Source organism: Ensifer sp. SSB1, assembly GCF_016652895.1.
Lineage (GTDB): Bacteria > Pseudomonadota > Alphaproteobacteria > Rhizobiales > Rhizobiaceae > Ensifer.
In genome coordinates this window covers 1-13,761 of sequence record NZ_JAEPRP010000190.1, presented here as the reverse complement: position 1 = coordinate 13,761, position 13,761 = coordinate 1, and the positions used below count along the sequence as shown (strand labels likewise).

Annotated in this window: 13 protein-coding genes and 1 riboswitch; of the genes, 7 read left to right on the top strand and 6 right to left on the bottom strand. The window is 63.5% G+C overall.

Annotated features, from left to right (window positions below):
• Together I8N66_RS31515 and I8N66_RS31510 are read left to right on the top strand one after the other, a co-directional pair.
• The coding region (locus tag I8N66_RS31515) for an alpha/beta hydrolase (protein WP_291162588.1) at positions 1–290 on the top strand (290 nt) is incomplete at its 5' end.
• 68 nt (positions 291–358) lie between these two features.
• A complete protein-coding gene (locus I8N66_RS31510) occupies positions 359–1,324 on the top strand; it encodes an MBL fold metallo-hydrolase (RefSeq protein WP_291162584.1) in 966 nt (321 codons plus the stop codon).
• 73 nt (positions 1,325–1,397) lie between these two features.
• On the opposite strand, the gene I8N66_RS31505 is transcribed toward I8N66_RS31510, so the two are convergent.
• Entirely contained in the window at positions 1,398–2,510 is a 1,113-nt protein-coding gene (locus I8N66_RS31505) for an NADH:flavin oxidoreductase (protein ID WP_291162580.1), read from the bottom strand.
• A gap of 1 nt (position 2,511) precedes the next feature.
• Positions 2,512–2,904 (bottom strand): RidA family protein, encoded by a 393-nt coding sequence (locus tag I8N66_RS31500; RefSeq protein ID WP_113539257.1) that lies wholly within the window; start codon positions 2,902–2,904, stop codon positions 2,512–2,514.
• Between the two features lie 126 nt (positions 2,905–3,030).
• Here I8N66_RS31500 and I8N66_RS31495 point away from each other — a divergent pair, with 126 nt between their 5' ends.
• Positions 3,031–3,954 carry a LysR substrate-binding domain-containing protein gene (locus tag I8N66_RS31495; RefSeq protein WP_291162591.1) on the top strand — a complete coding sequence of 308 codons (924 nt, stop codon included), beginning with the start codon at positions 3,031–3,033 and terminating at the stop codon, positions 3,952–3,954.
• Between the two features lie 14 nt (positions 3,955–3,968).
• On the opposite strand, the gene I8N66_RS31490 is transcribed toward I8N66_RS31495, so the two are convergent.
• On the bottom strand, positions 3,969–4,268 hold the full coding sequence (locus I8N66_RS31490) for a hypothetical protein (RefSeq protein WP_291162576.1): 300 nt from the start codon (positions 4,266–4,268) through the stop codon (positions 3,969–3,971).
• Positions 4,269–4,769: 501 nt separating this feature from the next.
• On the opposite strand from I8N66_RS31490, the gene I8N66_RS31485 reads away from it, so the two are divergent.
• Together I8N66_RS31485 and I8N66_RS31480 are read left to right on the top strand one after the other, a co-directional pair.
• Complete coding sequence (locus I8N66_RS31485; RefSeq protein ID WP_291162573.1) at positions 4,770–6,545, top strand: SLC13 family permease; 1,776 nt, start codon at positions 4,770–4,772, stop codon at positions 6,543–6,545.
• Positions 6,546–6,593: 48 nt separating this feature from the next.
• On the top strand, positions 6,594–6,737 hold the full coding sequence (locus I8N66_RS31480) for a hypothetical protein (RefSeq protein ID WP_162768841.1): 144 nt from the start codon (positions 6,594–6,596) through the stop codon (positions 6,735–6,737).
• A 176-nt stretch (positions 6,738–6,913) separates the two neighbouring features.
• Here I8N66_RS31480 and aspT (I8N66_RS31475) read toward each other — a convergent pair whose 3' ends face one another.
• The 3 genes from aspT (I8N66_RS31475) to aspT (I8N66_RS31465) form a co-directional block, all read right to left on the bottom strand.
• Positions 6,914–8,593, bottom strand: coding sequence for an aspartate-alanine antiporter (aspT, locus tag I8N66_RS31475; protein ID WP_291162569.1), 1,680 nt, complete (start codon positions 8,591–8,593; stop codon positions 6,914–6,916).
• A 268-nt stretch (positions 8,594–8,861) separates the two neighbouring features.
• A complete protein-coding gene (locus tag I8N66_RS31470) occupies positions 8,862–10,514 on the bottom strand; it encodes a bifunctional aspartate transaminase/aspartate 4-decarboxylase (protein ID WP_113539263.1) in 1,653 nt (550 codons plus the stop codon).
• Between the two features lie 58 nt (positions 10,515–10,572).
• On the bottom strand, positions 10,573–12,261 hold the full coding sequence (gene aspT / locus I8N66_RS31465) for an aspartate-alanine antiporter (RefSeq protein WP_223727692.1): 1,689 nt from the start codon (positions 12,259–12,261) through the stop codon (positions 10,573–10,575).
• A 454-nt stretch (positions 12,262–12,715) separates the two neighbouring features.
• A riboswitch (cobalamin riboswitch) is annotated at positions 12,716–12,932 on the top strand.
• Positions 12,933–13,036: 104 nt separating this feature from the next.
• Here aspT (I8N66_RS31465) and I8N66_RS31460 point away from each other — a divergent pair.
• On the top strand, positions 13,037–13,450 hold the full coding sequence (locus tag I8N66_RS31460; RefSeq protein WP_291162563.1) for a DUF1636 domain-containing protein: 414 nt from the start codon (positions 13,037–13,039) through the stop codon (positions 13,448–13,450).
• Positions 13,451–13,526: 76 nt separating this feature from the next.
• Positions 13,527–13,761: ABC transporter ATP-binding protein (locus I8N66_RS31455; RefSeq protein ID WP_291162560.1), on the top strand; the 235-nt coding region annotated here is incomplete at its 3' end.

Below are 13,761 nucleotides of genomic sequence, written 5' to 3'. Positions count from 1 at the left end.
TCGACAGCTTCTGGCTGCAGGGCATGACGGCCGGTCACAAGAACACCTATGACTCCATCGTCGCCTTCTCGCAGACCGATTTCACCGAGGATCTGAGGAAGTTCGACGTGCCGACCTTGATCATCCACGGCGATGACGACCAGATCGTGCCGATCGATGCGGCCGCTCGGGCTTCGAAGAAACTCGTCCCGCATGCCGAACTCAAGGTCTATGCCGGCGCGCCGCATGGCATCACCGACACGCACAAGGACCAGCTCAACGCCGACCTGCTCGCCTTCGCCAAGGCCTGACGCTTGTTCCCGGTGCCGCCGAAGGCGGTACCGGCCTTCCTCAAACGCTTAAGCCAAGGATCAGTGTCATGACCGTCTCCCGTTCTTCCAATGACGTTCTGCCCATCGACCGCCGTCAACTCATTGCCGGCTCCGGCGCGGTTGCCGCCTCCGCTCTCCTGCCGAAAAGCGCCTATGCCGCTGACATCCATCGCTTTCGGCACGGCAGTTTCGACATTTCCGTCGTCAGCGACGGCTTCATCATGCTGCCGGTGAACATTGTGTTGCCGGATGCAACGGCGGAAGAGCGGCCGGAAATCATGCGCCGGCTTGGCGGCACGCCCGAAAAGGCGCCGTTTCACACCAATATTCCGGTCATCCGCAGCGGCGGCGATCTGATCGTGGTCGACGACGGCTCGGGCAATCATTTCCAGGACAGCGCCGGCAAGCTTAACGCCAATCTGCTTGCGGCCGGCATCGACCCGAGTGCGGTGACGAAGGTGGTGCTGACGCATGCTCATCCCGACCATGCGGGCGGCACCGTCGGAGCCGATGGCAAGCTGAACTTTCCGAACGCGCAATACTTCGTCTCGGAGGCCGAATGGCAATTCTGGACCGATCCGAACTTCGAAAAGGTGATGCCGCAGGTGCTGCACGGTTTTGCCAAGGGCGCGCAGCGCGACCTGTTCGCGGTCAAGGACCGGCTGACCCTGGTGAAGCCCGGCGACGAAATCGTCAGTGGCATGCAGGTCCTCGACACGCGGGGCCATACGCCCGGCCATATCTCGCTCCAGCTTGCCGGCGGCGACGGCGCGGGACATGAGGGCCTGGTGATCACGGGCGATGCGGTCACCAGCAACATCGTCTTCTTCGAGCATCCCGACTGGCATTTCGGCTTCGACACGGATGCGGAGCTGGCTCTAACGAACCGCAAGGCCTTGATCGACCGAGCCGCATCGGAGCGGCTGGCGCTGCTCGGTTACCATTGGGCCTATCCGGGGATCGGGCGGGCAGAGCGCAACGGGGCGGCCTATCGCTTCGTGCCGGCTTTGTAATAACTCAGGTCGCCTGGCCTTTGGGGCAAGTGACGGACGCACCCCTCGGGAGGTGCGTCCGTCACTCTATTTTTCAGAGCGCGAGTTCGCTGTCCTTGATGTCGCTGATCGGTGCAAGGAACGGTAGTTCGAAGGGGCGCAAGCCGCTGCGTTCGGCAGTCAGCCGCGGCCAGTCGGGGTTGACGAGCGCTCCGCGGCCGAGCGCGATCATGTCGGCCCCGGCTTCCATCACCTCCTCGGCGCGGGCGAGGTCGTGCAGGCTGCCGTTGGCGATGAGGAAGAGGTGTGGTGCGTGGCGGTGGGCCAGCGCGACGAGCGAGGCGTCGCCATCCTCGAAGGCCGGCTGCCAGGCTTCGAACTCGGTCACGTGGACGAAGTCGGCTGGGCTGTCGGCGAGCGCCTGGAACACGCGCGCAGCGCCTTGTTCGCGCTCCCCCCATTTGTGCCTGAAGTCGTTGACCTTGCCTTGGGAGAGGCGGAGGCCCAGCGGAACGTCGGGTCCGATCGCTGCGCGCACCGCCTTCAGCACTTCGAGCGACAGGCCGAGACGCTCAACGATATCTCCACCCCAGCGATCGATCCGCCCGTTTGAATAATCGGTGAAGAACTGATCGAGCAGGTATCCGTTGGCGCCGTGGATTTCGATGCCGTCGAAGCCGGCGACGTCGATCGCAAGGCGAGCGGCATCGGCAAAGCCCTCGATCGCCTCGGCGATTTGGGCGTCGCTGATTTCGCGTGGCAGCGGATAGGGTCCGTCGCCGTGATAGCCGGTCATCTGGCTGCCCTTCGGGCGCACAGCGGAAGGGCCCACCGTCTCGGGCCTGTGCGGATTGCCCTGCGCCAACGCGCCGCCATGCATCAGCTGCGCGAAGATGCGGCCGCCTTCTGCGTGAACGGCATCGACGATCTGCCGCCAGGCTTCCGCCTGTTCCCTGTCCGTCAGGCCCGGCTGGTCCCGATAGGTCTGGGAATAGGCCTTGTCCGTGTAGATGCCTTCCGTGGTGATCAGGCTGAAGGCGCCGCGTGCAAAGCGCTGGTAGTAGCGCCGCATGCGTTCGCCGGGTACACCCGCCGCCGAGGCGCTGATGCGGGTCATCGGCGCGACCGACAGGCGGTTGGCGAAATCGAGCCCTTTGAGACGGGCACCGGTGAAGACCGGTGATGGAATGCTGAGGGGCGCGTTCATGTCAGCGCCCCGCGTCGAGCGCGATCGCTTCGATCTCGATCAGCGCGTCCGGCGAATAGAGCGAGGAAACCTCGATGATGCTGTCGGCCGGATAGGGCGCGGAGAACCACTTGCGGCGGAGTTCGATGATCTTTGCGAAATTCTCCATGGAGCGCAGGAAGATCGTGACCTTGACGATCTTGTCGAGACCAGAGTCTGCCGCCGTCAGCGCCCGGTCGAGGTTGCGGAAGGCCTGCTCGGCCTGACGGTCGAAGTCGCCGACACCGACGAGTTCGCCGTCGTCGCCGATCGCCGCCTGGCCGGAGACGAAGACGAAGCCATTGGCCTTGATCGCCTGGGAGAGCAGGAAGGGCGCATACGGATCCGGCTTGGTGACGACCTGTTCGAGAGACATGGGGTGTCCTTTCATGCTTGAGATTTTCTCAGCTCGGCGCTGTTGCCTTGGCTGTTGATCCCAATATGCTGGGGCGAGCATGGGCTGACAAAGAGTGATTTCTCAGCCGATGGATGAGTTGAATTCATCTATGAGGATGGAATGAGAAAGTTGCCGCCGCTTGGTGCACTCAGGGTTTTCGAAGCGGCCGCCCGCCGGCTGAGCTTCAAGAATGCGGCCGAGGAACTGAACGTCTCGGCGACTGCCGTCAGCCACCAGATCCGACAGTTGGAGGAAATGCTGGAGGTCAAGCTCTTCGAGCGCGAAACGCGGCAGGTGCATCTGACGGCGGCCGGCAAGGCGCTGTTTCCGGTGCTGCGCGATGGGCTCGATCGTTTCGAGCAGGCGATTGCCGATGTGCGCCGCCAGCAGACGGGCAAGGTGGCGCGGCTCACCTCCACCGTCGCCTTCGTTGCCAAGCGGCTGGCGCCGCTCGCAGGGTCGTTTCGTGAGGCCTATCCGGACTGGACCTTGCGGCTTGACGCCTCCAACAGGACGATCGACCTGGAGGCGGATGCGGACGTCGCGATCCGTTTCGGCGGCGGGCACTACCCGGGTCTCGTCACCGAGCCGTTGTTTGCCGATCGTTTTGCCCCGGTCTGCGCGCCGAGACTGGCGCCGGCAAGTGTGGCCGATCTCAAACGGGAAACGCTCATTCACTTCGACTGGGGGCCGTCACGCCGCAATGATCACCGCGCGCCCGTCTGGCGGCAATGGCTGGAGCGCGCCGGCGCGCTCGATGTCGATGCCAGCGCGCAGCTTTCCTTTACCGATGAGATCCACGCCGTCCAGGCGGCCGTTGCGGGGCAGGGCATCGCTCTCCTGAGCCTGACGCTGGTGGCGGACGAACTCGCATCGGGCATCCTCGTCCAGCCTTTCGACCTGACGCTCGAGAGCGACCGCTACGACCTCGTCTACAGCCCGCGCATGGCCGACCGGCCAGCGACCCGCGTGCTTCGCGATTGGGTGCACGCGCAGTTTGGCAGCGGCGATGGCCGCTCCCCTTCCTAGCGGGCCGGATTTGCTCAGTCGAAGTCGAAGAGGAAATCCGGCTGCCAGCGCCGACTGGTCAGGCGCAAGGACCGATCGGGCTCGATGATGTAGGTCTCGTAGACCTTTCGGCCATACTGGTCGATGAACTGGTGCGGCACGATGCTGCCGACGGGCGCCTTCTTCAGCTTGGTGCGCGGCTGGCCGCCATAGGTGATGCTGCCGGGGATGGGCTGGAGGTTCGGCGAATAGCCGTAGGTGAGGTTGGGGCCGGTCGTGGCGGTACAGCCGCTGAGAAGCAGAACGACCGAGAGAGCGGCAAGGGCATGTTTCATGTCGGCGATCCTCAGATGTGGCTGAGCTTGGCTGCGCGTCATCGAGCGTCAGGCGAAATTGCCTTGAACGGTCATTGCCCGCGAGGTCCAGCACTTTCTTCTAAAGTGTAGCGCTTCAACGGAAATTTCCAAGTTCCGCCGCGCGGCTTTTCGCAAGCAGTGCTTGCAGATATTCACGTCTTCCCAGTCGTGAAAAGCTTGGTTGCGAGAGTTGCAGTCAGCCTGTGAGCAACCCAACGTTCGGGTGCGTCCCGAACATTCGGCGGCCGTATTCGGAACCGTCAAGTCACAGGGCGGCAGGGGCGACCGCCTCACCGCCGGCGCGGCGGCGCGATTAATGCGCTTCGCACTCATACCCAGATTTGTCGCTGAGGCGAATTCCGATTTGCCGAAACATAGGTTACGTCTCTTGTGAACTTCTGCACGGATTGCGCGTTTCGCCCTTGCGGCAAGCGCTCGCTCTGTCCCGCCGCCAGTCCTTTTGCCGAACCCGGGTATTGCATGACCGCCGACCAGTCTCTCGCGTTTATCGTCATCGGCGCCATGATGGCCTTCTTCATCTGGGGGCGGTTTCGATACGACGTGATTGCCTGTTCTGCGCTGATGCTGGCGGTAGCCGTCGGCATCGTGCCCTACGACCATGCCTTTGATGGCTTCAGCGACGATATCGTCATCATCGTCGGCAGCGCGCTGATCGTCAGCGCGGGGGTTGCGCGCTCAGGTGTGGTGGATGCGGCGATCCAGCGGTTCCTGCCCAATATCTCGTCGGTCCGGGCGCAGCTTGCGCTGCTGGTCATTACCGTCACCGTGCTCTCCGCGTTCATCAAGAACATCGGGGCGCTGGCGATCATGCTGCCGGTCGCCTTCCAGTTTGCCCGCCGGTCGCATGTCCAGCCCTCCGTCTTCCTGATGCCGATGGCCTTCGGATCGCTGATCGGCGGGCTGATGACCCAGGTCGGCACCTCGCCGAACATCGTCGTTTCGCGCGTCCGCCAGGAGCTGACCGGCGAGAGCTTCACGATGTTCGACTTCACGCCCGTCGGAGCGACGCTGGCGCTGGTCGGCTGCATCTTCCTGCTCTTTGCCTACAAGCTCGTGCCGCAGCGCACCAGCCAGCAGGTGTCGCTGCAATCGGCGATCGAGATCACCGACTACACCTCCGAGGCCGTGGTTGCCGCCGGCTCCCCGGCGATCGGCAAGCCGCTCAGCAATCTGGTAAAGCTCGGCGACGGCGGTGCCGTCGTCATCGCCATCTTTCGCCGCGGCCTTCACCTGGCGCCGCTCCCCGACGTTACGCTTGAAGCCGAGGATGTGCTGCTGCTCGAAGGCGGGCCGGCACCTCTCGATCGCATCGTTTCCCAGGCCAAGCTGAAGATTGCCGGTGACCGTGCTCCCCACGCCCGAGACAAGGCGGGATCCGAGATCGAAGCGGTGGAAGCGGTCGTCGGGAGCGGTTCGCCGCTGGACGGCATGTCGGCACAGCGCCTGGCGCTGTTCAACACCCACAATATCAACCTGCTTGCCGTCAGCCGGCAGGGCGAACGATTGAAGCAGCGCCTCGGCAGCATTCGTTTGCGCGCCGGCGACATCATCGTCTTGCAAGGCGCAAGGCACGAGTTGACGTCCTTCCTGCAGGACTTCGGCTGCCTTCCGCTGGCCCAGCGCGAAATCCTGCTCGGCACCACGCGCAAGGCCCCGCTGCCGCTTCTCGTTCTCGCAGCTGCCATGGGCTCGACCGCCGTCGGCCTCGTTCCCGTGCCGATCGCCTTCTTTGCTGCTGCCCTTGCCATGGTGGTGCTGCGCATCATTCCGCTGCGCGACTTCTACCGCTCGGTCGACGGGCCAATCCTGGTGATGCTGGCGGCGCTGATCCCGGTCAGCGATTCCTTGCGCACGACCGGGGGCACGGAGGTCATCGCGCAATGGCTCGGCACGATTGCCGCCGGCCTGCCGCCCGCCGGCGCGCTGACGATAATCCTGCTGGCCGCCATGGCCGTAACGCCGTTTCTCAACAATGCCGCCACCGTGCTGGTCATGGCACCGATCGCCGCAAGCTTTGCCGGTGCGCTCGGCTACAAGCCGGAAGCCTTCCTGATGGCCGTTGCCATTGGCGCTGGCTGCGATTTCCTGACCCCGATCGGCCACCAGTGCAACACGCTGGTCATGGGGCCGGGCGGTTATCGCTTCAGCGACTATCCGCGCCTCGGCCTGCCGCTATCGCTGGTAATCGTCATCGTAAGCATACCCACGCTGATGCTGGTGTGGCCGCTGCGGTGATAGCCTGTCGAAATGAACGAACCGAATCTGCGGCCCGGAAGCTACATCATGGACGATCGCCAAAAGCTGGCCCTGAAAGCGCTGGCACTAATGGTGAGACAATATCTCGAAGAGCGTCCTGAGGGCCTGGTCGATAACTATGCGGTGTCGGCCGGGGAATACGCAATCGAGGCACTCACGGCCTTTGGTTAGATGGAGGTGTCGGAGTTCGGCGCGCGATTTGGGCGCTGGACCGATGCAGGACGCGCATTGTTGCGATGGGACGATAGTGCGGCCTTTGCCGCGGAGACCTTTCCTATGCCGCCGCTATCTCCATGACCGGTAATCGATACCGCTAGAAAGTCAGCGCCTTGCGCCACGCGCTCGCGCTACCCCAAAACCGTCACAAGCACGGCGCCCCAGAGTGCGAGCAGCACGTTGCCGATGGCGTAGCCAAGGCCGTAGCCAAGCGTCGGGACCTTGCTTCCCGCCGCCTCCTGCACGGCGGCGAGCGCCGGTGCCGAAGTGCCGGCGCCGCAGCAGGTGCCGGCGAGCACGCCTTCGTTCATCCGGAAGACCCAGCGGCCGAGCGCGAGCGCGGCCAAGTGCGAAATCACGCAGATCAGCGCGCTGGCGATGACCAGTGCCGGGCCGGACTGGACGAGACCGGCCACGAAACTCGGGCCGGCCGAAATGCCGACACAGGCGATGAAGGCGCAGAGCCCGACGCTGTCGAAGAACCAGAGGGTTGCTTCCGGCACGAAGCCGAAGGTGCGCCGGACCGAGCGCAGCCAGCCGGCGACGAGACCCGCAATCAGCACGCCGACGGCAACGCCAAGCCCGATCTCCAGCGCACCGAGTTTCAGCGCGGGAATGCCGATCAGGCCACCGAGAAAGATGAAGACGCCGACAAAGACCATGTCGGTTGCCGTCGTCTCGCGGTCGGCATAGCCGAGCCGCGCGGCGGCATCCTCGACATGGCGGCGCGCGCCGGCGATCGACATGACGTCGCCGCGGCGCACCGTCAGCCCGGGAAAGATCGGGATCGGCTGGCCGGCGCGCAGGATACCGCGCAGGAAGACCGAGCGTGCCTCGGGCTGCTGCCTGAGTTGCCACAGGCGTTTGCCGGCCACTTCCTTGTTGGTGACGACCACATCGAGGGTCTCGACAGGGATATCGAGCAGCTCGCGGTCGTCGATCTCTGTGCCGATCCGGCTGGAATATTCGACCAGGAAACCGCGAAGACCTGCAACGGCTATGACGTCACCTGCCTGCAGGCGCTCCTTGCTCGTGGGTGTGACGATCTCGCGGCCCCTGCGGATCTGCTCGATATAGGCCTTCTGGTTTTCAGGAACCCTCGCTTCCGCTTCTGCAACCGTAAGGCCGACCAGGTTGTCTGCGACCTGGAAGGCACGCGCTTCGATCTCGCGGCGGGCGGTGTCGCCGTTGTTCTGCGGGGTGATGTTGAGTTCGGCTTCGAGTTCGGCGCAGGCCTCCTTCAGGCTGCGGCCGAACATCCGCGGAGCCAACTGCGACTGCACGAGAATGGCGCTGACGACACCGACAAGGTAGGCGACGGCAAAACCGGTCGCCACGGCGGATTCGAACTGGTTGGCCGCTTCGGGCGTCGGTGCCGTCTTGCGGAAGGTGTCGATGGCGACGCCGACGGTTGCCGATTCCGTCGCTCCGCCTGCCAGCACGCCGGCTGCCGTTCCGAGATCGAATGCAAAGAGCATCGAGAGAATGATCGCGACGCCGAGGGCGACGACGCAGAGCGTCACCGTAACGGCGATCTGGGGCAGGGCATCGGCGTTGAGACTCTGGAAGAATTGCGGGCCGGTGCGGTAGCCGATGGCAAAGAGGAAAAGCAGAAAGAACGCCTGCTTTACATCGTTCGACAACACCGCGCCCGTCTGGCCGATCAGCACGCCCGCCAGCAGGCAGCCGGTGACGGCGCCGACGGTCACGCCGAAGATGGTGATCTTGCCGACGGCGTAGCCGATGCCGAGCGCGAGAAACAGGGCAAGCTCAGGATGCGCTCTGAGTATGCCGAACAGATGATCGATCACGCCGCTTTACTCCCAACTCCAGCCGAAGGGGCGCCTTCAGCCTGACAATGCGCTGCTTGCTCGCCGGCGGGAAACCGCCGGAAAATCTGGGGTGGCTGGACAACAGGACGTCTGCTCACGCCCTTCTGCATGTTCCCCGTGATCGTGGCCGATTGATAGGCGAAAACATGCAGCAATTCAAAGTGCTACAGCGACCTCCGCGCGTCCAGGAAGACGCGCGGTGCGGTAGGGGGAAGCGGCCGGCATGTTTGCCGGCCGCTTCGATCAGCTAGCTGATCTTCAGGCCCTTGGCTGCCTGGTAGGTCTGGACGTAACCGCGCGCCACCGAGCGCACGGCGCGGCCGATCTGCGAATAGGCGTCGTCATTGAGGTTGGCGAAGGAGACGCGTGCCGACCAGCTCGGCGCATCGAAACCCGAGCCGTTGAGCAGCACGATGCCGTGGTCCTCGGCAAGCCGGAAGGGAATGTCGAGCGGGTGGATGTTGTCCTTCACCCAGGTGACGACATCCTCGCCGACATATTTGCGCAGCCAGAACTCGAAGTCGATGATGCCGTAATAGTGGTCGAAATAGATGCCCGGATTGGACTCGACCCCCATGCCCTCGATCAGGTTCCAGAAGCGCTTGGTGCAGATGGCGATGCAGGCCTTCTGGTAAGCCTTCTCGACGTCCATCAGCTCGACCAGGCCGAAGAGCGTCATCATCACCTGCTGGGGCAGCGACAGGCCGGCGGTGTGGTTCAGCGCTACGTCGCGGCTGTCGGCGACGATGCGGTCGATGAACTTCACCTCGCGCGGCTTCGGCGTCATCGCCTTGTAGCGTTTTTCAAGGAGCTTCTGGATCGGTTCGGCGTGGGCCTTGATCTTCTCGTCGAAGATGTTGTCCTCGGCGACGGCAATGACGCCGAGGCGCCAGCCGGTGCAACCGAAGTACTTCGAATAGGAGTAGACGCCGATCGTGTTGCGCGGCAGATGCCCAAGCAGCGATTGGAAGCCCGGAACGAAGGTGCCGTAGACGTCGTCCGTCAGCACGATCAGGTCGGGGCGCTTCTTGTTGACGAGGTCGACAAGGCGCTTGATCGAATCCGGATCCATCGCCACGGCGGACGGGTTGCCGGGGTTGACCAGGAACAACGCCTTCACCTTGGGGTTCTCCAGCGCCTTGATGTCTTCGTCGGTGAACTGGAAGCGGTCCTCCTGCTCGGCGCTGACGTTGATAGTCTTGAGATCGTAGTCCTCCAGTTCCGGCATTTCGAGATAGGGCGTGAAGATCGGCGTTCCGAGCGCGATCGTGTCGCCGGCGTTAAGCAGGCGGGCGTTCTTCAGTGCCTTGAAGATGTAGCACATGGCGGCGGTGCCGCCTTCGACCGGGTAAAGGTCGAACTTTGCCTTCGGTCGGTGGCCGGCGCACATTGCCCACATCAGGTATTCGTGGGTGATGATCTCGTTGTGGTGCAGCGCCCGATCGGGAACCGGATAGTTGTCGCCGATGATCGAGTCCGTGAGCTCGTGCACGAAGGCGTCCGCATCGAAGCGGAAGGTGGTGATGGCGTAGTTGACGGCGTCGGAAAGCGTCTTTGCCGGCGGAATGCCCTCATCCTCTTCATCCCAGTCGGCCGTGCTCTGCAGTTGCTTCTTCGTCCATTTCTCAAACCGCGCGTGGGCGCCGTCCTTCGGCGGCATGCCGGCCACACCGGCCTTCGGGTCGTAATAGGCGCGCTTGGCTTCCGTCAGCGCAAACTGGCCGAGCAGGAAGAAGGCTTCGCGAGCGCGTGTCGCCGTCCAGTTCGGGTTGCCGCGGCCGGCATTGAGGAAAGCCTTGGCGGATTTCTGTGAGCTCGACTTGGCGAGCTTGATCAGTTCGTCCTTGATTTCGAACGGGCTGAGATCGGAAAGGCTATCGTAGAAATTTCTGTCCAACATGGTCCACACTCCCTGTGATCTATGCATTTTGAACGATGGTCGGCTTCGCCCGCTCGCCTCAGGCGAGCATGATGACGATGACGAGGCCGAAGATGGTCAGCAGCGTGTTTCCGATGGCGTAGGGCATGCCGTAGCCGAGCGCCGGCACCTTGCTCTTGGCCGCCTCCTGGATCATGCCGAGCGCTGCCGTCGTCGTTCGCACACCGGCGCAGGCGCCAAACAGGATCGCCGGGTGGAACTTGAAGACATAGTGGCCGAGGAGCACCGAGGCGATCATCGGGATCGACGTGGCGACCACGCCCCAGATGAACAGCGAAATGCCGACCTCCTGCAGGCCCGCGACAAAGCCCGGGCCGGCGCCGATCCCGACGACGGCGATGAAGATGTTGAGGCCGAGCGTGTTCATCAGCCAGAGGGCCGGCGAGGGGATCCGGCCGAAGGCGGGGTAGGTGGTGCGCAGCCAGCCGAGCACGAGGCCTGCCAGAAGCGCGCCGCCGGAGGTGGAAAGGCCGATCGGGATGCCGCCGATCGTAATCGTGAGCGCCCCGATCATTGCGCCGACGAAGAGACCCCAGCCAAGGAAGGCAATGTCGGTCGTCTCGACGGGCCTGTCGGCAAAGCCTAGCGCCTTGATCGCCGCTTCGACGTGTCTCTTGGCGCCGCCGATGGTGACGATGTCGCCGCGCTCGACGGTGGTGCCGGGCAGCACCGGGATCTCGACCAGCGAGCGGATGATCTTGCGGGCATAGACGCCGCGCGCCCAATCCATCGTGCTGACATCGGCGAGCGTCTTGCCGGCAAGCGCCTTGCTGGTGACGTAGACGTCGACCACTTCGGCTTCCGCGTTCAAGAGCTCCTTGTCCTCGACCTCGATGAGCTTGCTGTCGAGGTTTTCGACGAGCACTGCACGCCGGCCCGAAAAGGCAACGACGTCACCTGGCTGCAGCACGGTGTTGCCGTCGGCTTCGATGATCTGGTCGCCGCGACGCAGACGTTCGACAAAGACACGGATGCCGGGAAGAATGTCCTTGACCGGCTTGCCGGTCAGCCCGCTTGCCTGATCGACGCGGTAGGCGCGAAGGCCGAAATCGTGATAGGCGCGGGTGATGCCGGGTTCGCTGCTCTCGGTGCCGCCGCCAAGCTTGGCCTCATATTCCCGGCACGCCGCCGGAAGGTCGATACCGAGAAGCTTTGGCCCAAGCTGGGCGAGGATGATGGCCGAGCCGATCGTGCCCCAGATATAGGTCACCGCATAGGCGATCGGGATCTGGTCGGCAAAGGCCTTGGCCTGCTCGGCCGGCAGCCCGAGGGAGTTGATCTGATCCGTCGCGACGCCGATTGCAGCCGAGATCGTCTGCGATCCCGCATACATGCCGGCGCCATAGCCGAGCGGAAGCCCGGCGATCAGCGCGCAGAGATAGGGAACGATGAGGCACAGCACCAGGACAGACAGCGCGAAGGCGATCTGCTTTGGTCCGTCGGTGCTGAGGCCGCGCACGAACTGGGGTCCGACGCCGTAGCCGACGGCGAAGAGGAAGATCAGGAACAGGGTGGATTTCAGGTCACCGGAAACCTGGATGCCCAGCTGCCCGATGAGAACACCGGCAAGAAGCGTTGCGGTGACGTTTCCGAGATTGAATCCCGCGACCTTGATCGGCCCGATCAGGAAGCCGATGCCGAGTGCCAGGAAGACGGCCACGGGCGGGTATGTCCGAAGTGTGTCGACGAAGAAATCGATGGGATTCACTACTTTTCCCTTCAGAAAGTTGAGTTGCCATCACTTCATTTCGGGATTGCGCCATTTCTGTACTGCGCGGTCAAGTTGAGTTTATTGGTGCGTTACCGATGCCCAATCTTAGCTTTGCCGATTGTCGCTTCGGCCGATGATTTTCTCAACAGACATGGGGTTACGTGAGCGTAACGTACGTTAAGATCGCCGGCATTTGCGCATGGCGCTGGCGCTTTTTGTGGGCGCGCCGGCACCAGTCGGAAAGCATCGGGCCGGGTGGTCGGCCGATCGGCGTGCGCAGGGCGGATCGGGGGGGGCGCCGGGCAGCGCCGCCGCGGCAAATTTCGCCGGCTACTCAACTTTGACATTGCAATACGTTATGTTATTTCATAACAAATCCTGCATGACGAAACGCCGCATGTTGATAGATCCCGCACACGCACCCCTAGCAGTTGTTTCATCGGCCGATTCATGCGAGGAAGAGCGTGATGGTGCTGCGTCCGCGGAAATGCGGAAGCGGCTGAAAAGGGAACACGGAACGGACGACCCAAATGGGGCCGAAACCGTGGCTGCCCCCGCAACTGTGAGCGGAAAGCGCATTCACACCATGTCACTGGTCAAAGACCGGGAAGACGTGGATGCGCCGCGACCCGCGAGCCAGGAGACCTGCCATCGAACCGATCAACCACAACGGACGGGGTGTTCCGATGGAAAAGAACTGGCTTTCGCGCGACGGTCATCCGTCATCCTGCCGCTTCGCCATCTCCTGCCGTCACTCCGGCGGAGAGAGAAAATGGCTGAGCCGAATTCCCGACAGCACAAGATAACGGTTTGCACCGATTGCCGTTTTACCGGCGGTCCCTGCCTGCCGGGCGCCGAGCTGATAAAGCGTCTCAACCGCAGCATCGCCGCGCTCGGCGAGCCGCTCGATCGTGATTTCTCGATCGCCGGCACCGTCTGCATGGCGGCTTGCACGCGACCCTGCACCATTGCCTTCCAGGCGACGGGCAAGGCGACCTATCTCTTCGGTGATATCTCGCCGGAAGAGGATATCGACGACCTCGTCCGCTTCGCCGCCATCTATGCCGAACGTGGCGACGGCATGACGCGTGCCGCCGAGCGTCCGCGCGGCCTCAAGACAAAAACGCTCGCCCGCATTCCGGCGGCAGTGCTCGTCTCCGAAGACATTGGAGGACGGTTCCAATGAGGGCGACACGCAAAGGGTTGCAGCGTCCTCTGGTGCGCGGGCAGAAATGCGCCGCGGCACGGGGAGGGACGCGATCATGACCTGTTCAGCGACGGGAGCTGCCCTCAAGGTGGAAGGCCTTTGCTGGGGGCCCCGTGCGGGGTTGACCCTGGTCGAAGACATGGATTTCTCGATCGAAGCGGGCAGCCGCCTTGCGATCCTCGGGCCGAACGGCGCTGGCAAGACCTCGCTTCTGCGCTGCCTCTACCGGGCGGTGCAGCCGAATGCCGGCCGAATCGAGATCGACGGCGTCGACCTCTGGTCGATCTCGG

Excerpts from the sequence above, each read along its gene's own strand:
- I8N66_RS31485 (WP_291162573.1), top strand. The coding sequence starts at position 4,770 with ATGACCGCCGACCAGTCTCTCGCGTTTATCGTCATCGGCGCCATGATG.
- I8N66_RS31470 (WP_113539263.1), bottom strand. The coding sequence starts at position 10,514 with ATGTTGGACAGAAATTTCTACGATAGCCTTTCCGATCTCAGCCCGTTC.
- I8N66_RS31460 (WP_291162563.1), top strand. The coding sequence starts at position 13,037 with ATGGCTGAGCCGAATTCCCGACAGCACAAGATAACGGTTTGCACCGAT.
- I8N66_RS31505 (WP_291162580.1), bottom strand. The coding sequence starts at position 2,510 with ATGAACGCGCCCCTCAGCATTCCATCACCGGTCTTCACCGGTGCCCGT.
- I8N66_RS31480 (WP_162768841.1), top strand. The coding sequence starts at position 6,594 with ATGGACGATCGCCAAAAGCTGGCCCTGAAAGCGCTGGCACTAATGGTG.
- I8N66_RS31490 (WP_291162576.1), bottom strand. The coding sequence starts at position 4,268 with ATGAAACATGCCCTTGCCGCTCTCTCGGTCGTTCTGCTTCTCAGCGGC.
- I8N66_RS31500 (WP_113539257.1), bottom strand. The coding sequence starts at position 2,904 with ATGTCTCTCGAACAGGTCGTCACCAAGCCGGATCCGTATGCGCCCTTC.
- I8N66_RS31510 (WP_291162584.1), top strand. The coding sequence starts at position 359 with ATGACCGTCTCCCGTTCTTCCAATGACGTTCTGCCCATCGACCGCCGT.